The organism is Flavobacterium sp. Sd200, from assembly GCF_009826935.1.
Taxonomy (GTDB): Bacteria; Bacteroidota; Bacteroidia; order Flavobacteriales; family Flavobacteriaceae; genus Flavobacterium.
Genome location: NZ_WUMN01000004.1, coordinates 196,402 through 214,384, shown reverse-complemented (window position 1 = coordinate 214,384; position 17,983 = coordinate 196,402). Strand labels below are relative to the sequence as shown.

The following is a 17,983-nucleotide window of genomic DNA, read 5'->3' as shown; positions in this document are numbered from 1 at the left end:
TGCAAACACGAATAGTTTATTTATTTTTACACCTAAATTAAAAACACGTATGGCATCATCTTTTGAGAAATTCCAGAAACGACGCGTAATATCTTCTTATTTTTCGGTCGTTCTGTGTATTTTTATAGTGCTTACCCTGCTTGGGGCACTGGGGCTGTTTGTTATTAATACCGATAAAATTTCGGGCTACGTTAAGGAGAACATCCCAATGACGGTGTATTTTAAACGCGATGCTTCCGACAGCATTACAAAAGCTTTCGGCACACGCCTTGCCAATTCCGGCTATGTTAAAGACCACAAGTTCGTATCTAAGGAAGATGCCGTAAAGAACAACCCCGACCTGATGGAGGACAGCGCACTGATGCTGGATGAAAACCCATTAATGGACTCTTATGACATTCACCTTAACAGCGAATATGTTCAGGCCGACAGTATTAAAAAGATAGAGGTAGAACTACGATCTGATCTTGCTGTTGGCGATATTAGCTATGATAATGTGCTGGTAGACCTTGCTAACGAAAATATTAAAAAAATAACCTTCTGGATATTAGTCATTAGCGGCGTACTGGCGTTTATTGCCATGCTGCTTATTAACAGCGCGTTGAGGCTATCAATATTTTCTCACCGATTTACCATAAAAACCATGCAGATGGTGGGGGCTACAAAATCGTTTATCCGCAGGCCGTTTGTATGGAAAGGCATTAAACTGGGGCTGTATGGCGCACTTCTTTCTATTGGTGCACTTATCTATCTTGTATATTGGCTTGACGGGGTTTTCCCTATGCTGGAAATATGGAAAGACTGGATTCCTACAGCCATAGTGTTGGGCGGTGTACTGGCTTTCGGGATCATAATTGCGCTCATAAGCACCTTTTTTGCTACACAACGCTTTTTGAATTTGAGAACAGACGATCTTTATTAGATTTGAGTATTGAGATATTAAATTTTAGACCGGAGACAATAGATAATAGAACAAAGAAATAAGATAAACCTAAAATTTAGATTTAAAACCTTCAGATAGCAGATAAGCCAACCTGAAACTTTAAACCTTAAACTTTAAACTAAACCGAAATGGAAAACAACTCTTTAAAAACACAGTTCCTTTTTGAAAAGGTAAACTACAAAATACTACTTATTGGCATTGCAGTTATAGCTCTTGGCTTTATACTTATGTCGGGCGGCGGAAGTGATGACCCGAATGTTTTTAGCGATGCTATTTTTAATTTCCAGAGAATACGCCTTGCCCCTACTGTGGTGCTTATTGGCTTTGGCGTTACCATCTATGCCATACTTAAAAATCCGGGAACTGTTGTAACAACAGAGACTTTCCCTGAAGATAAAGAAATTAAGAACTTTAAAAACAAAAAATAGTACATGGAGTTTTACCAGGCCATCATTATTGCCATTATAGAAGGATTAACAGAATACCTTCCTGTTTCGAGCACCGCCCACATGATCTTTACCAGCTCATACTACGGCATACAGGACGACCCGTTTGTAAAACTTTTTCAGGTATCTATACAGTTTGGAGCCATACTTGCAGTAGTAGCCCTTTACTGGAAAAAATTCTTCGATTTTACTAAGCTTAATTTTTTTCTTAAACTGGCCTGTGCCGTTGTTCCCGCACTTGTTTTAGGCAAACTTTTAGACGACCCTATAGATGAAATGCTGGGTAGCCCGATACCTATTGCCATTGTACTTATTATTGGCGGTGTACTTTTACTATTCATAGAAAATCTTTTTACAAAACCCGAAGTTTTTAAAGAAGAAGACATTACCATTAAAAAGGCCGTAACCATTGGCTTTTGGCAATGCCTTGCCATGATGCCGGGCACAAGCCGTTCGGCTGCATCTATAATAGGCGGTATGCAACAAAAACTTACAAGAGAGGCCGCTGCCGAATTCTCTTTTTTCCTGGCAGTGCCTACAATGCTTGCCGTTACCGTATATTCGGTGTTTCTTAAAGAATATGGCACAGCCGAAATTAAAGGTTATAAACTGCTTATGGAAGCCGACAACCTTAAATTGTTCCTTATTGGAAATGTAATTGCATTTGTTGTGGCTATTATTGCCATCAAAGGCTTTATAGGTATTATTAAAAAATACGGTTTTAAGCCTTGGGGCTGGTACCGAATTGTAGCCGGAACTATATTACTGGCTTATTTTTACAACAAACAATAGTATTTTGGCACACTCTCCCGAAGCTTTTACCGAAGGGCAAATTGTATTATTAGATAAACCGCTAACATGGAGTTCTTTCCAGGCGGTTAATAAGGTTAAATGGAGCCTTAAAAAGCACCTTGGCCTAAAAAAAATAAAAGTAGGCCACGCAGGTACACTCGATCCTTTGGCTACCGGACTGCTTATTGTATGTACTGGTAAATTTACCAAGCGTATAAGCGAGTTACAGGGAATGCCTAAAGAATACACAGGTACTTTTTATCTGGGTGCCACAACCCCTTCTTACGATTTAGAGACCGGGGTGAATGCTACATTCCCCACAGAACATATTACCGAAGAACTGATACAGGCTACACTGCCGCAGTTTTTAGGTGAGATAGACCAAAAACCTCCTGTGTTCAGTGCTATAAAAAAAGACGGAAAACGCCTGTATGAACACGCACGTAAAGGCGAAGAAGTAGAGATCGCAGCCCGTAAAACCACTATTTACGAATTTGAACTTACCCGAATTGCCCTTCCAGAAATAGACTTTAGAGTGATATGCAGTAAGGGAACTTACATCAGGTCATTGGCAAATGATTTTGGAGAGGCATTGCAAAGCGGTGCCCATTTAACGGCATTGCGACGCACCAAAATTGGAGAATTTACCGTTGATAATGCCATAACACCCGATGATTTTGAAAAGAGCATTACTCCGCAGTCTTTGCCTGATACTACTGCTTAGTGGTCTTAAGGCATCTTGCCAGGACACTACCGTTTTTATAACTAAAGACGAAGAACCTGAAAAACAAAAAGGATCCGGCTTTTTTGAGGAATTTGGTAAATTCTCTATGTTCACTCTATCATTACCATTAAGGGTTAACCCTGAACATGGTCAAAATGACAACAATTCCGGCAATTCTAATTGGTTTCTTCCCGACGGCCTTAGCGCCCACGGAGGTTTTGGCACCCATGTAGCCGAATCGTTTATATTTAGTACTAATACCGGAATAGACTGGCATATTGCAACAAAACTTGTTTCAGTTCCTGTTTACGGCAGTATTGTGCTTACCCCTTCACTTTCTGATAAAACAAGCCTGTTGCTACAGGCCGGTTTGGGCTATACTTTTGCCATAGGACGGGGTGATGTATCAGGTTTATACCAAAAATACCGCATAGGCCTAACAAGCGAAAATGCTGCCGGCATTTTTGCAGAAGTAAACTTTTATGGGTATGCCTGGAAAGATGCTCCGCAAATGGGCTCTATAAACCTTGGCATTTGCCTGCTAATTTTTGATTAAGTCATGAAGCATTTGTACCTTTTTATTCTCTGTATTACAACAATAGTCTTTGCACAAAACAAGATGCAGCTTCAGGACGGCGACCTTATTTTTCAGGATATGGATTGTGGGCCTTTGTGCGATGCCATTGAAGCCGTAACCGAAGGCTACAACGGCAATGATTTTAGCCATATGGGCATGGTATGCCACCGCAATGACACACTATACATAATAGAAGCAGCAGGAAAAGCAGTAAGGCTAAATACACTCGAAAAATTTTCTAAGAATACCTCAAAACCCATGTATGTGGGCAGGCTTAAAAAGCAGTACCAAAAACTTATTCCACAGGCTATAGCCTTTTCTTTACGGCAGCTTGGTGTGCCTTATGATACCGAATATGTGTACAACAACGGCAGCTACTATTGCAGCGAACTTATATATGACGCTTTTAAATCTGCCAATAAAAACAAACCCTTTTTTGAGTTGTTCCCCATGACGTATAAACGACCCGGCACGCAGGATTTTTTCCCGGCATGGGTGGAGTATTACAAAAAAATAGGCAAACCAATTCCCGAAGGATTGCCGGGTTGCAACCCTGGTGGTATTTCTACTTCCAATAAAATTGAGATCGTAGGGACTCTTTAGTATCCTTATTATAAGTTACATATTCCATTTCTAAAGAATCGCAGCGGATTAGGGCAATCTCTTAATTTAAAAAGCCATCAGAAAATTCATTCCAATGGCTTCCCAACATTATTATTTTAAAAAGTTATCCCCTGCTATTCATGGCCTGCAGGGCAGCAGCCGGATCGGCATGACTTAGTTTATAAATATCGGCAGTACTTCCGGTATGTATTTCAAAACTATCATTAGTAAATGCTTCAAATAAATCATCTGCCAATACCGATGGTGCAATGCCATTCTCCCCTCCTATCTCTTTAGAGAATTCGGTATTAACCAATGGCGGCATCAGTTCAAAAACTTTTACAGGAGTATTGGCAAGCGTTAACCTTAGCGACTGGGTGTACGAATGTAATGCTGCCTTGCTTGCAGAATATGTTGGTAAAAAACTGTTAGGTACGAACGACACTATAGAAGATACATTGACTACTGCACTTTCTGCCTGCTGTTTTAATACGGGCAGCAATTGTTCTGTAAGACGTATTATTGAAAGATAATTGGTTACAATTTCCTGTTCTGCATTAGCAAAGGCATCAGCTTCGCTCCCAAGATTGTAATAAAATGCCGCGCCTGCATTATTGATCAGTACATTAAGTTCCGGAAAATCTTTTTGTACCCTTTGCACCAATGCTGTTACATCTTCTGGCTTGGTTACATCAGCAGCAATTGCGGTAACATTTCCGCCAAGTTTTTGTACGGCTTCTTTAAGCCTCTCTTCACTACGTCCGGTTATAATTACGTTGTTGCCTTCTGCAATAAATCGTTGAGCTAAGGCTAAGCCTATACCGGCACTGCCCCCGGTTATTAAAATGGTATTTGCTGTTGTTTTCATTTTATATTGAAAAATTAAATGATTTAAAGATTGAAAAATTCTTATCGGTTTCCTGCAAGGTCTTGAAGACCTTGTAGGTTTAATCCTTGCTATTTTCAAACCTACAAGGTTAATTAAACATAGATGTTCGGAAGATAATTACATTGTCAATTTCTCTTGTTTCATAAACTAAGTCCCATAGGGACGAAATGTTTATAGCTAACAAATTGAACCATTTTTTAAGTCCCAGAGGGGCGACATAATAATTTTTACATGCCGCTTCTCCGAAGCTCACATAAATCACGTCCATTTTTCTATAAACATGTCGCTCCTACCGGAGCTAAAGCACATTCTATTGGCCTTCCGAACACTTATGTCTTAAAGATCTTGTAGGTTTAATTCTTGCTACTTCCAAACCTACAAGGTTAATTAAACCTTGCAGGTTGAACTATGCTCTCTTAAAAATAGTACTTGCAGTATGCCCGCCAAAACCAAAAGTATTGTTCAGCACATACCTAAGATTAGCCTGTCGGGCTTTACCCAATACAAGATTCAGGCCTGTAGGAACTGCCTCATCTACGTTCTCAGTATTAATGGTTGGCGGAATAATGCCATCACGAAGGGCCAATACACTTATAATGCTCTCTATAGCTCCGGCAGCACCCAGCAAATGTCCCGTCATACTTTTGGTTGCGCCAACCGCCACATTTGTATCTTTAAAAACCGAATCAATTGCCACAAGCTCGCTAATATCTCCCAATCCTGTAGAAGTAGCATGCGCGTTTATATAGTCTATATCTGTAGGAGTAAGCCCTGCATCGGCCAAAGCCTTTTTCATGCCCAATGCAGCCCCAAGGCCGTCAGGCGGTGTACCTGTTAAGTGATAGGCATCGGCTGCCATACCACCGCCCACGATCTCGGCATAAATAGTGGCGCCACGGGCAACGGCATGGTCATAATCTTCCAGCACCAATGCCCCTGCCCCCTCGCCTGCCACAAAACCGTCGCGGTCCTTATCGAACGGTCGCGACGCTGCCTGTGGATCATCGTTACGTTTAGACAGTGCATGCGATGCATTGAACCCGCCAATAGACGATGCCGTTAAAGCTGCCTCACTGCCGCCTGCTATCATAATGGTTGCCTTACCAAGACGAATGGTATCGAATGCCGCAATGATTGCCGTATTAGATGATGCACAGGCAGACACAGTGGCATAGTTTGGCCCATGCAGGCCGTTGCGAATGGATATTACCCCGGCAGCAATATCTACGATCATTTTAGGAATGAAGAATGGGTTAAAACGCGGCGTGCCGTCTCCGGAATGAAACTCTCTTAACTGTTCCTCAAAAGTTCCAATCCCCCCATTGCCCGATGCCCATATAACGCCAGCCTCAAAGCGTTCCTGCAATGGCAGGGTAGTAAAATCGAGCCTGGCATCTTTAATGGCTTCATCTGTAGCAGCTATGGCATATTGTGTAAAGAGGTCGTACTTGCGCACTTCCTTTTTATCCATATAATTTTCGGGATTAAAATCCTTAACCTCGCAGGCAAAATTGGTCTTGAATTTTGACGCATCAAATTTAGTAATAGGTCCTGCCCCACTTTTTCCGGCAATAATATTCGCCCAAAACTCTGAGACAGAATTGCCCAGTGGTGTAATGGCTCCTAGGCCGGTTATAACTACCCTTTTCATATTATTTAATTTCGGTTTTTATCAGGTTGGTGTAGCCTTTAGCTATAAGCCTCGATCGGTCGGCATTCCATATTTCACATTGTGCATTTACCAGTTGCCTGCCCTTTTTCAGTATGGCTGTTTGGGCAATAATAACATCACCTTCTTTTGCTGCACCAAAATAATCGGTCACTAAATTAATAGTGACATGAAAAACAGGTTCGCCATAGCAAATGAGTGTTGCACCAATAGCATCGTCTATCATGGCTGCGGTAATGCCGCCATGCAACGTACCGAACGGGTTAGTCATTTCATGGCGCACCTTGTACTGAAATTCCAGCCTGCCCTCTTCAACCACTAACATTATCGGCCTTAGCCAATTCATGAATGGCGATGGCGATGCTGTAACTTCTTTACCAATGTGTGCCTTTAAAAAGGCAGCTTCTTTTGTTTCCATATATTTTTCATTTTTATACCGATCGGTATATTTTAAAATAAAAAAATCCTTTTGATCTTATGATACCAAACGGTATTTTTTTTTAACTCAAAATTTCATTCTATAAAATATACCAATCGGTATATTTAAATTCAAAAAAAAGCGGTTGTAGTAATTACACTATTCGACCACTATATCTTTTATCATCTTTTTTGCCTGCTTTACAGCTGCATCAAGCCCCTGTCTTTTGCCTGTTACTTTAGCGATCATAATACCGCCTTCAATAAGTGCAATATAGGCACCTGCAAAATCATCTTTATTTACACCAAGCCTTACCTGTCTATTATCTTCAGCCTCCTGGAGCAGTTCCTTTATATTATTATACCAGCCGTTTAGTGCACCCACTGCTTTTTTTCGTAACGGTTCATGAGTATCGTCGGCCTCTATAGCCGTATTTAGAACAGGACATCCGTATTTAAGTACTTTTAAATAATTAAAATCGGCAAATACTTTAAGGTAGGCACTGAGTTTATCGAGCGGGTGCACGGCATGATCCATGTGCTGTTTGATGGCAGCTTTTATCAGTGCATGATTATAATCAAACGCAGCAAGGGCAACCTCATCTTTGCTTTCAAAATTGCCATATATGCTTCCTTTAGTAAGACCTGTCGCTCCTGTAAGGTCGCTTATAGAAGTACCTGCATATCCCTTTTGGTTAAAAATGGGTGCTGTAGTCTCTATTATAAATTGCCTGGTTTGCTCTGCCTTGCTCATAACTTCATTATCTCGCATCAAAATTATACCAATCGGTATAATTAAACAAATTATAATGATAGAATTTAACTATGACGATATTCACATTCATTTTATGGAACGCGGATGACACAGATTTAAGACGCGAATTTTCGCAGATTTTAATCTACTTCAAGTGAATCCGTGTTAATCCGTGATTGCGAAGCATCCGCGCAATCCGCGTTCCCTTTTACCACAAGAGTACCTAAAAACAAGTATTAATCTTATGCTAATTTGCATGCATACCGTTTAAAAAATGGGTAAATTTGAGTGTATATTTTAAACAATATTATTATGAACGTTACCATTAATACAGACAACCACATTACAGGAAGTGACAGGATGGAAAACTATTTCAGCGAAGTGCTGCACAACTCCTTAAAACGTTTTGAAGATAAAATTACAAGTATAGAAATACACCTGACCGATGAGAACGGCAGCGAAAAAAGCAGCCCCGACGATAAAAAATGTGTTATCGAAGCACGGGTAAACGGCATGCCACCACAGGTGGTGAGTAACCATGCCCCAAGTGTGGAACTGGCCATTAAAGGTGCTGCCGATAAAATGAAAAAACTTTTAGACCACGCTTTTGATAAAGTGCGCACACACTAAACATAAACATCCAACTACAATGAGAACCTTCAGTATTAACATATTGAAGGTTTTTTATTAGTACATAATAAAAAAGCACGGCTGTGTGGGCCGTGCTTAGGTGTGTAAAAAATACATTTAGTAAACTAACCAAAATTTACCAAAGTAAGGTATAGAGCGCAGCAATAAGCGCTATTACTATTAAGGAGCCCACCATAAATGCCGGCTGAACCCTAAACATAGTTGTATCTATTTCAAGCCCGTTTGGCGTAATGCCTTTTTGGGTCTCTTTTTTACTGATAAAGAACATTCCTACTATACAAATAATAAATACAAATGCCATCCTGTCTAAGAAAGGTATCTCATAAACACCTGCTGCATTTGGCACTGCAAAGCCCCAGTCGTAAAGGAAAGACAGGTCTACATAAGCCGGAAGGAATTTAAAGAATATAGAGAACAGGAATCCACCGATAGTGGCAAACAAAGCCGCATTAGATGTTGCTTTTTTCCAAAAGAAGCCCAGCAGGAACATGGCAAAGATGCCCGGGCTAACAAAACCTGTATATTCCTGTATAAACTGAAAACCTCCTTTTTTATCAATCCCTAAAAACGGTGCTATAATAATGGCAATTATCATGGCTGCCACTACGGTTATTTTACCTACCTGTACCTGTTTCTTTTCAGACGCTTCGGGGTTTAGCGTTTTCTTGTAAATGTCTAACGTAAATATGGTAGCAATACTGTTTGCCTTACCTGCAAGCGAGGCTACAATTGCTGCCGTTAGAGCCGCAAATGATAAGCCTTTTAAGCCCGATGGCAACAGGTTTAAAAGTACCGGATAAGCCCTATCGGGGTTTACGCTGCCGTCCTGAAGCATTTCTGCCTGGAAACCTCCGTTTTGATACAGCACGTATGCAGCAATGCCCGGTATAACCACGATTAATGGCATAAGCAGTTTAAGGAATGCTGCAAACAGCAGTCCGCCACGTGCAGTAGGCAAATCGGCACCAAGGGCACGCTGGGTAATATATTGATTACAGCCCCAGTAATTAAGGTTAACAATCATCATACCGCCAATAATGGTAGATATGCCCGGAAGTTCGCTGTAATTTTCGTTGTCTTTAGAAAACATCATATGAAAATGGGTCTGCGCCTTTTCGGTCATGATACCAAAACCGTCTATAATGCCGCTTCCGCCAAATTCGTCTGATACTAAATTCAATGCAAGATAGGTGGTGATTAATCCTCCCATAATAAGGAAGAATACCTGTATAACATCGGTAAAGCCAATAACCTTCATACCGCCAAGCGTTATCATGATAGAAAAAACAGCAAGGAAAGCTATACACAGGTTAAAATCCAATCCCGATATACTGGTAATGGCAAGGGCACCTAAATATAATATAGAGGTAAGGTTTACAATAACATACAGCAACAGCCAAAACACTGCCATGATCATGGCTACCGTGCCATTATACCGCTGGTTAAGGAACTGCGGCATGGTAAATATCTTGTTCTTTAGATATACCGGTATAAAAAATACAGCTACAATAATAAGGGTAAGCGCCGCCATCCATTCGTAACTGGCTATGGCAATGCCCAGCTTAAAGCCGCTGCCGCTCATGCCTATAAATTGCTCTGCGCTAATGTTACTGGCAATTAAAGATGCACCAATAGCCCACCAGGTAAGCGAGCCTTCGGCTAAAAAATAATCGTTACTGCTTTCGGTTTCTTTCTTCTTGCGGTTGTATATCCAGAGTCCGTAGCCTACTATCAATATAAAGTAGCCAAGGAAAACGATATAGTCCGCAGTCGATAATGATCTCATAAAAAAGGAATTCTGTTTGGGTCTTGGGAAATAAAATTGGGACGTGTACAAAAAACTGCACTAAAAAATAATATACAGATTGCATTAAGCAACCCTCACATATTGCCGTCAAAAACCAAACCCCTCCCGGGTGAGCAATGCAACCTGTATATTAAGTAAATTGTTATGCCGGTGTTTGCTGCTTGTAATGAACTTCGGGTAGTTCCCTAAGCACAGCGGCACTTTTTTCCGGTGAAATATCTCTTTGTGCCTCACCCATCATTTCGTAGCCAACCATAAATTTCTTTACAGTTGCCGACCTAAGCAATGGCGGATAAAAGTGCATGTGTAAATGCCACTCCGGATGATCCTCACCATCGGTAGGTGTTTGATGGATTCCACTTGAATAAGGGAAAGACGTTTCAAAAAGATTATCGTATTTTACGGTAATGCGTTGCAAAGCATCCGCATAGGCAACAGTTTCTTCGGCTGTAAGCTCTGTAAGATTGCCAATATGTCTTTTGCTAACCAAAAGGGTTTCATAAGGCCATATAGCCCAAAACGGCACCAACACTACAAAATGGTCATTCTCAACAACTACGCGCTCTTTGCGCTCAAGTTCTTCAGCAACATAATCTGCAAGCAGGCTACGGCCATTTTCGCTGTAGTACTTTTTAAGGTTTTGCTGTGTCTTTTCTACCTGTGTAGGCAAAGAAGACTGCGCCCATATTTGCCCGTGCGGGTGCGGATTGCTACAGCCCATAACGGCACCTTTATTTTCAAATATCTGTACGTGGTTTATAAAATCTTTTTTACCAAGATCTATATACTGCTCTTTCCAGGCCTCTACTACTTTTGTAATACCATCAATGTCCATTTCAGGAATGGTAAGGTCATGCCTTGGCGAAAAACAAATTACCCTGTTTATACCCCTTTCAGGCTTTAACTGAAATAAAGGACTGGTTTCAACAGGTTCAACTTCTTCCTGCAATAACGACGGGAAATCGTTCTCAAAAACATAAACATCCTTATAGTCAGGGTTGTGGTCGCCACTGGTGCGCGCATTGCCTGCACACAAGTAGCACGTAGGATCGTAAGCCGGAAGGTTTAAATTCCCTGCGCTTTCTTTTTGACCCTGCCATGGCCTTTTTGCCCTGTGCGGAGATACCAGTACCCATTCGCCTATAAGCGGATTGTATCGCCTGTGCGGATGTTCGTTATTATCAAATGCCTGCATGTTGTTCTTTATAAATGGTTGTGCCTTTGGCTACTTTTACTTTGTATGCCTTAAGCGTAATATTGTATTTTTCTTTGTACTCTTTGCTAACGCGCTCTATAAGTCCGTCTACAGCCTCTTTTTTAACCAAGTTGATAGAGCAACCGCCAAAACCACCACCCATCATACGGGAGCCAATCACATTTTCGTCGTTGCGCACAGCGTCTACTAAAAAGTCTATTTCCTCGCAGCTAACCTCATAGTTTTTACTAAGGCCATCATGCGTTTTATACATAAGCTCGCCTAACTTTACAAAATCCTGGTCTTCAAGGGCAGCAACAGCATCTAAAACACGCTGAATTTCCCTTACCACAAACAGGCAACGACGGTATATAACATCGCCAAGCTGTTCTTTTACGGCAGTAACCTGCTCTTCGTTAAGATCGCGGAATGTTTTAACTTCAGGATAGTGCTCTTTAAGAATAGCAAGACCTTTCTCTACCTCGTTCCTGCGATCGTTATAGCCCGATGTAAGGTGTGTATGCTTTACTTTGCTGTCTAAAAGCAACAGGGCATAATCCTTAAAATCAGCCTTATGATATTCGTACTCTAAAGTGTTACAGTCTAATTTTATAACATGGTTCTTTTTACCGAATACGCTGGCAAACTGATCCATAATACCGCAGTTTACACCCACAAAAGTATGCTCAGCTTTTTGCCCTATCAGGGCTATATCCTGTTTAGTCAACCCAAGGTTAAATATCTTATTTAGTGCATAGCCAAAACCACACTCTACTGCCGCAGATGAAGATAATCCCGCACCCATTGGCACTGTGCTGCTAAAGCTTATGTTAAAGCCTTTCATGGCAAAACCTCTTTCTTTTAGTTGGTATAAAACCCCTAAAAAGAAGTTTACCCACATTTGTTCAACAGGTTTTATATCGTCGTTAAGGTTAAAGCTGTAGCTTTCGTCAAGGTCTTTAGCATAAAGGTTGCATTCGCCGTTCTCTGTTTCAGACACTGCAAAGCAAACATATTTGTTAATGGCGGCAGGAAGGACAAAACCATCGTTATAATCTACGTGTTCGCCTATAATATTTATACGTCCCGGCGAAAGGAAAATATGAGCCGGTTCAGCATTGAACTTTTCTTTAAAGCTGGTAGTTACCAACTGTACTAATTTTTTTTTCATGGTTTTAGGTCAGCTATATATAAAAGGCGCGGGCGCGCCGTTGTGTTATCTTTTTTGTTTTTCAGAGCCGCCGCTCCCGGCCTGTAACGGTTTATTTGCTTACTAAGCTTTTTGTGTAAACCCAAACTTAACCCAACTAACCTAAACAGCAAGCAAAAGTTGTTTAACACATTACAAACCGGGCAACTGCTCCTTTAAACCAAACTTAAAATATGTAATAATTACTCTACATTCTATTTTTAAAGCACCTCAAAAGCAAACTTTGTGCTGCGCCTGTACACCTCTCCTTTTCTTAAAACCGCCGACGGAAAATGCGCATGGTTTGGCGCATCCGGGTAGTTTTGCGTTTCAAAGCAAATACCGCTGGTAGTATGGTAAGAAACTCCGTCTTTACCTCTAAGACTGTCAAAACAGTTACCCCCAACATATATATGTACCGATGGCTGGTTGGTGTAAACCGTCATCTTTAAGCCTGTTTTTTCACTGTATAGCGAAGCCGCAGGTTCTGTATCATTTTCTAAAACGAACGATCGGTCAATGCTCAATGGAGCATCGACTGCGCTGTTATAGTCAAACTCAGTATCTTTAACATCAATAAACTTACCGGTAGGAATACTATCCTGGTTTACTTCCAGCACTTTATCAGCATTTACAACCAGTTTTTGACCCGCAACCGTTTGCGAGTGCCCATCAAGATTAAAGTAGCTGTGCTGGGTTAAACTTAAAACAGTATCTTTAGTAGATTCTGCTTTATACTTTACCAACAGCTCATTGTTTTCTGTAAGCCTATAGGTAACGGTAATTTTAAGTTCACCCGGAAAATTCTCTTCGCCATCAGGACTTGTATAAGAGAACTTTATAGATGGGCTGCTGCCGCCCTGCAACTGCTTCATTTTCCAAAAAGCACGGCCAAAGCCCCTGTTACCTCCATGAAGCGTGTGGATGCCGTGATTTTTATTCAACTCATGCTGTTCTCCATCTATAGAAAAAGTACCATTGTTTATGCGTCCGGCATAACGGCCAATTACCGATCCAAAATATGGGGCACTTGGCAAATTGAAGGAGTCTATATAATCATCAATATCATTAAAGCCCAAAACCACATCTACAGGTTGCCCTTTAGCATCAACAATTTTTAATGACGTAATGGTAGCCCCATAGTTAATAAAAGTAGCTTCCATACCTTTACCATTGCTAAGCGTATAGCTTTCTACGACTTTACCATTAGGCAGGGTGCCAAATAATTTCGTAACGCAATTAGGTGTAAAATATGAAATATTGCTTTTTTCCATGGGATTTTTATGAATTACACAGCAAAAGTAAAAATTAAAACACATCAACCATACCAGTACCTACCAGTTTTTGTATCTTAGCCACCAGTTTAAACGTTGTAGCTATGAAACTAATTACTATAGATCCGCTCAAAAGCCTGCCTAAGTATAAGCAGATCATACTCTCTATAGAAACCGCCATTGCAGAAAAACGGCTAAAACGTGGCGACCACCTGCCCTCTGTAAACAAAATTGCATTAGAATTCTCACTATCCCGCGATACTGTGCTGCTGGCTTATGATGAACTTAAAAAACGGGGCATTATATACTCTCGGGCAGGTAAGGGATACTACATTAAAAGTGAAGAGTTTGCTTTTGAACAGCGTATTTTTTTATTATTCGACGAGTTCAATTCCTTTAAGGAAGACCTTTACAACGCGTTTAAGGAAACCATAGGCAACAATGGGCAAATAGATATTTTTTTCCACTACTTTAGTCTCGATGTGTTTAAAAAACTGGTAAATGAAAATAATGGCGATTACACCAAGTATGTAATTATGCCCACTATTCTTAAAGGGGTTGCCGGAATTATAAAAACATTGCCCCAAAACGATGTTTACATATTAGACCAAACCAACGATGAGTTGCAGGATTACCCTTCTATACACCAAAACCATAGCAACGATATTTATAAAGCACTGGCCGAAGGCAGGCCAAAACTGGGCAAATACAAAAAACTCATACTTATTTTCCCCGATTTTAAACAGCCTCCCGGAATGCAGCAGGGCTTTATAAAATTTTGTCAAACGTTTGGTTTTGAACACGAAATAATTCCCGATTTTGCAAACCACACCATAACCCCCGGCGATGTATATATTATTCCTAACGACCGTGATTTGGTGAATGTTATAGAGCAGGCACAGGCACAGCACCTAAAAATTGGCAGGGAAGTAGGCATAATATCTTATAACGACACCCCACTAAAAAAAGTAGTGGAAAAAGGTATAACTACCATATCTACCGATTTTATGGCTATGGGGAAAATACTGGCCGAAATGATCCTGAATCAAAGCCGCGAACAGGTTGAAAATAAAAGCAGGCTGATCGTAAGGCATTCACTTTAGGCAAAATATTTTATACCTGATAATTAACAAAATTTTACAATCTGTAAAATAATATTTGCGGATATAAAAATTAATGCCTACACTTGTAGTCTAATTAACCATAAGTTAAATTAAAGACTATGTTATTTTTAGGAATAGATTTAGGCAGCTCGTCTATAAAACTATCGGTGTTTGATGCAGAGAGTGGTACGACCATTGCATCGATAAGCGTGCCCGATTTTGAAATGGATATAATTGCCCCACAGTTTGGCTGGGCAGAGCAAAACCCCGACCAATGGTGGGCTTATATAAAAACAGGTATTCATGCGCTTGGCAACAAACATAAAGTAGACCTTAAAAAAATTGCCGCTATTGGCATTGCCTACCAAATGCATGGATTGGTGCTTACAGATGCTAATCTTAACCCTGTAAGGCCTTCTATTATTTGGTGCGACAGCCGTGCAGCCGAAATTGGTAATGGTGCCTACGACCTTATTGGACACTCTGCAAGCCAAAGACAAATATTAGGCTCGCCCGGAAACTTTACAGCCTCTAAACTTAAATGGGTAAAAAATAATGAGCCTGAAGTTTTTGCAAAGGCTGCCCATATGATGCTGCCCGGCGATTTTATTGCCGCAAAACTATCGGGGGTGGCACAAACAAGCACATCAGGACTGTCGGAGGCTGCTTTGTGGAACTTTTCCGAAGGTCGCCTTGCTATAGAAATATTAGATGCTATGGGCTTGCCTGCAACCTTAATTCCTGAAATTGTGCCAAGCTTTGGTAACCAGGCTACTGTAAATGCAGCTATTGCTACAGAACTTGGTCTTAGCCCCGACACAAAAATAACCTACCGTGCCGGAGACCAGCCTAACAATGCGCTTTCGTTAAACGTACTTAAACCGGGCGAAATTGCTACAACAGCAGGAACATCGGCCGTTATATATTCGGTTACCGAGAAAGATGCTTACGACCCTAACAACCGCGTAAACACATTTTTACATGTAAACGATGCTGATGGCAAAAAACGCAACGGTGTATTGCTGTGCATAAACGGTTCGGGCATTTTATACCAGTGGCTTCGCAAAATAACTTCTATTGGTAATGAGAACGGCCTTATATCTTATGATAAATTAAATACCGAAGCTGCAAAAGCAGAACCCGGCAGTAAAGGATTGCGTTTTTATCCGTTTGGTAATGGCGTAGAGCGCATATTTAACAACAAGCCTGCTTTCTCCGGTATACAAAACCTCAACTTTAATATACATCAATCGCCCGAATTGGTTCGTGCTGCCTGCGAGGGTATTGTGTTTGCCATGAACTATGGCTTTGATATAATGAAAGAAATTGGCGCCGGAGGAAATGTGGTGCGTGCCGGTAAGGCAAATCTTTTCCTGAGCCCGGTTTTCAGGGAGGTTTTTGCCAATACCACCCAAACTACAGTAGAGCTATACAACACTGCCGGAGCCGATGGTGCAGCCCGTGGTGCAGCCTACGGTTTTGGTTTTTACAGCTCTATAGACGAAACATTCAGCAGCCTGCAATGCCTGGAGCGTATAGAACCAAACCAACAGCTAACAAACCGTTATGGCGATATTTATAACGAATGGAAGTTAAATCTTAATATTGAAAATAAACAAAATGAGTACAACAAAACAAGCCTACTTTAAAACTGTAGACAAGATAAAATTTGAAGGCCGCGACAGCCAAAATCCACTTGCTTTTAAATGGTATGATGAGAACCGCGTTGTAGCAGGCAAAACCCTGAAAGAACATTTTAAATTTGCCATGGCATGGTGGCATACCCTATGCAATACCGGTAACGACCCTTTTGGACCGGGTACTGAAACACATGCATGGAACAGCAACGAAGATGCCGTTGCACGCGCTAAAGATAAACTGGATGCCGGTTTTGAATTTATGGAAAAACTGGGCATCCCGTACTACTGTTTTCATGATGTAGATTTGGTAGACGAAGCCCCAACCCTTGAAGAATTCGAGCAGCGTGTAAAAGCCGTTGTAGCCTATGCTAAAGAAAAACAGGACGAGACAGGCATTAAACTGCTTTGGGGTACTTCTAACCTGTTTAGCAATCCACGTTACATGAACGGCGCCTCTACAAACCCTAATTTTGATGTGGTTGCCTATGCAGGTGCTCAGGCAAAAATTGCCATTGATGCAACTATTGCATTAGGCGGCGAGAACTACGTTTTTTGGGGTGGACGCGAAGGCTACATGAGCTTGCTTAATACCGATATTCAGCGTGAGCAGGACCATTTAGCTCAGTTCCTTACCATTTGCAGGGATTATGCAAGAAGCCAGGGCTTTACAGGAAACTTCCTTATAGAGCCTAAACCAATGGAACCAATGAAACACCAGTATGATTTTGATGCTGCAACCTGTATTGGTTTCCTTAATAAATATAATCTTCAGGATGATTTTAAACTAAACCTTGAGGTTAACCACGCCACACTTGCAGGCCACACGTTTGAGCACGAAATGCAGATAGCTGCCAATGCAGGCATGCTGGGATCTTTGGATGCTAACCGTGGTGACTACCAAAACGGCTGGGATACGGACCAGTTTCCTATCGACATCTACGAGGCTACACAGGCCATGCTTGTTTTCCTTCAGGCTGGAGGATTACAGGGAGGCGGTATTAACTTTGATGCCAAAGTGCGCCGTAACTCTACCGACCTTGAAGATAAATTTATTGCACACATTAGTGGTATGGATATTTTTGCACGCGGTTTAATCAGTGCTGATTATATCCTTACAAAAACGAACTACACACAGCTTCGCACAGAGCGTTATGCATCGTTTGATGGCGGTAAAGGATCTGAGTTTGAAAACGGCAAACTAACCCTTGAAGACCTGAATGCTTATGCACGCCAAAACGGCGAGCCCAAACAAATCAGCGGCAGGCAGGAACTGTTTGAGCAAATTATTGCGAACGCTTATTAATTTTAAA

Annotated in this window: 18 protein-coding genes; 10 read left to right on the top strand and 8 right to left on the bottom strand. The window is 41.1% G+C overall.

Annotation, left to right across the window (positions count from 1 at the left end; genetic code table 11):
* The first annotated feature begins 49 nt into the window (after positions 1-49).
* The 6 genes from GR160_RS12855 (at position 50) to GR160_RS12830 (ending at position 4,085) form a co-directional block, all read left to right on the top strand.
* Entirely contained in the window at positions 50-922 is an 873-nt protein-coding gene (locus tag GR160_RS12855) for an ABC transporter permease (RefSeq protein WP_160750281.1), read from the top strand.
* Between the two features lie 149 nt (positions 923-1,071).
* A complete protein-coding gene (locus GR160_RS12850; RefSeq protein ID WP_160750280.1) occupies positions 1,072-1,371 on the top strand; it encodes a DUF3098 domain-containing protein in 300 nt (99 codons plus the stop codon).
* Between the two features lie 3 nt (positions 1,372-1,374).
* A complete protein-coding gene (locus GR160_RS12845) occupies positions 1,375-2,181 on the top strand; it encodes an undecaprenyl-diphosphate phosphatase (RefSeq protein ID WP_160750279.1) in 807 nt (268 codons plus the stop codon).
* 4 nt (positions 2,182-2,185) lie between these two features.
* Positions 2,186-2,905, top strand: a complete 720-nt coding sequence (truB, locus tag GR160_RS12840) for a tRNA pseudouridine(55) synthase TruB (RefSeq protein ID WP_160750278.1) — start codon at positions 2,186-2,188, stop codon at positions 2,903-2,905.
* Positions 2,859-3,461: a hypothetical protein gene (locus GR160_RS12835; protein WP_160750277.1), complete on the top strand. Its 603-nt coding sequence runs from the start codon at positions 2,859-2,861 to the stop codon at positions 3,459-3,461. The genes truB and GR160_RS12835 overlap by 47 nt, the downstream gene beginning before the upstream one ends.
* A gap of 63 nt (positions 3,462-3,524) precedes the next feature.
* Positions 3,525-4,085, top strand: a complete 561-nt coding sequence (locus tag GR160_RS12830; RefSeq protein WP_370519220.1) for a YiiX/YebB-like N1pC/P60 family cysteine hydrolase — start codon at positions 3,525-3,527, stop codon at positions 4,083-4,085.
* A gap of 124 nt (positions 4,086-4,209) precedes the next feature.
* Here GR160_RS12830 and GR160_RS12825 read toward each other — a convergent pair whose 3' ends face one another.
* The 4 genes from GR160_RS12825 to GR160_RS12810 all read right to left on the bottom strand — a co-directional run bounded on the left by GR160_RS12825 (position 4,210) and on the right by GR160_RS12810 (position 7,832).
* Entirely contained in the window at positions 4,210-4,953 is a 744-nt protein-coding gene (locus GR160_RS12825) for an SDR family oxidoreductase (protein ID WP_160750275.1), read from the bottom strand.
* Between the two features lie 427 nt (positions 4,954-5,380).
* Positions 5,381-6,625, bottom strand: coding sequence for a beta-ketoacyl-ACP synthase II (gene fabF, locus GR160_RS12820; protein WP_160750274.1), 1,245 nt, complete (start codon positions 6,623-6,625; stop codon positions 5,381-5,383).
* A 1-nt stretch (position 6,626) separates the two neighbouring features.
* Entirely contained in the window at positions 6,627-7,061 is a 435-nt protein-coding gene (locus GR160_RS12815) for a PaaI family thioesterase (RefSeq protein WP_160750273.1), read from the bottom strand.
* Between the two features lie 159 nt (positions 7,062-7,220).
* Positions 7,221-7,832 (bottom strand): TetR/AcrR family transcriptional regulator, encoded by a 612-nt coding sequence (locus tag GR160_RS12810; protein WP_237421224.1) that lies wholly within the window; start codon positions 7,830-7,832, stop codon positions 7,221-7,223.
* A 294-nt stretch (positions 7,833-8,126) separates the two neighbouring features.
* Between GR160_RS12810 and GR160_RS12805 the strand changes: the two genes are divergently transcribed.
* Positions 8,127-8,444: an HPF/RaiA family ribosome-associated protein gene (locus tag GR160_RS12805; protein ID WP_160750271.1), complete on the top strand. Its 318-nt coding sequence runs from the start codon at positions 8,127-8,129 to the stop codon at positions 8,442-8,444.
* A gap of 136 nt (positions 8,445-8,580) precedes the next feature.
* On the opposite strand, the gene GR160_RS12800 is transcribed toward GR160_RS12805, so the two are convergent.
* From GR160_RS12800 to GR160_RS12785, 4 genes are all read right to left on the bottom strand, one after another.
* On the bottom strand, positions 8,581-10,251 hold the full coding sequence (locus tag GR160_RS12800) for a sodium/solute symporter (protein WP_160750270.1): 1,671 nt from the start codon (positions 10,249-10,251) through the stop codon (positions 8,581-8,583).
* 163 nt (positions 10,252-10,414) lie between these two features.
* Positions 10,415-11,467 (bottom strand): UDP-glucose--hexose-1-phosphate uridylyltransferase, encoded by a 1,053-nt coding sequence (locus tag GR160_RS12795; RefSeq protein WP_160750269.1) that lies wholly within the window; start codon positions 11,465-11,467, stop codon positions 10,415-10,417.
* A complete protein-coding gene (gene galK / locus GR160_RS12790; RefSeq protein WP_160750268.1) occupies positions 11,454-12,638 on the bottom strand; it encodes a galactokinase in 1,185 nt (394 codons plus the stop codon). The genes GR160_RS12795 and galK overlap by 14 nt, the downstream gene beginning before the upstream one ends.
* A 239-nt stretch (positions 12,639-12,877) precedes the next feature.
* Positions 12,878-13,930, bottom strand: coding sequence for an aldose epimerase family protein (locus GR160_RS12785; protein ID WP_160750267.1), 1,053 nt, complete (start codon positions 13,928-13,930; stop codon positions 12,878-12,880).
* Between the two features lie 104 nt (positions 13,931-14,034).
* On the opposite strand from GR160_RS12785, the gene GR160_RS12780 reads away from it, so the two are divergent.
* From GR160_RS12780 to xylA, 3 genes are all read left to right on the top strand, one after another.
* Entirely contained in the window at positions 14,035-15,033 is a 999-nt protein-coding gene (locus GR160_RS12780; protein ID WP_160750266.1) for a GntR family transcriptional regulator, read from the top strand.
* 119 nt (positions 15,034-15,152) lie between these two features.
* The gene (locus tag GR160_RS12775) at positions 15,153-16,682 is read left to right on the top strand and encodes a xylulokinase (RefSeq protein ID WP_160750265.1); all 1,530 of its coding nucleotides are present in this window, start codon (positions 15,153-15,155) and stop codon (positions 16,680-16,682) included.
* The gene (gene xylA, locus GR160_RS12770) at positions 16,654-17,976 is read left to right on the top strand and encodes a xylose isomerase (protein ID WP_160750264.1); all 1,323 of its coding nucleotides are present in this window, start codon (positions 16,654-16,656) and stop codon (positions 17,974-17,976) included. Before GR160_RS12775 ends, xylA begins: the two co-directional genes overlap by 29 nt.
* Positions 17,977-17,983 lie beyond the last annotated feature (7 nt).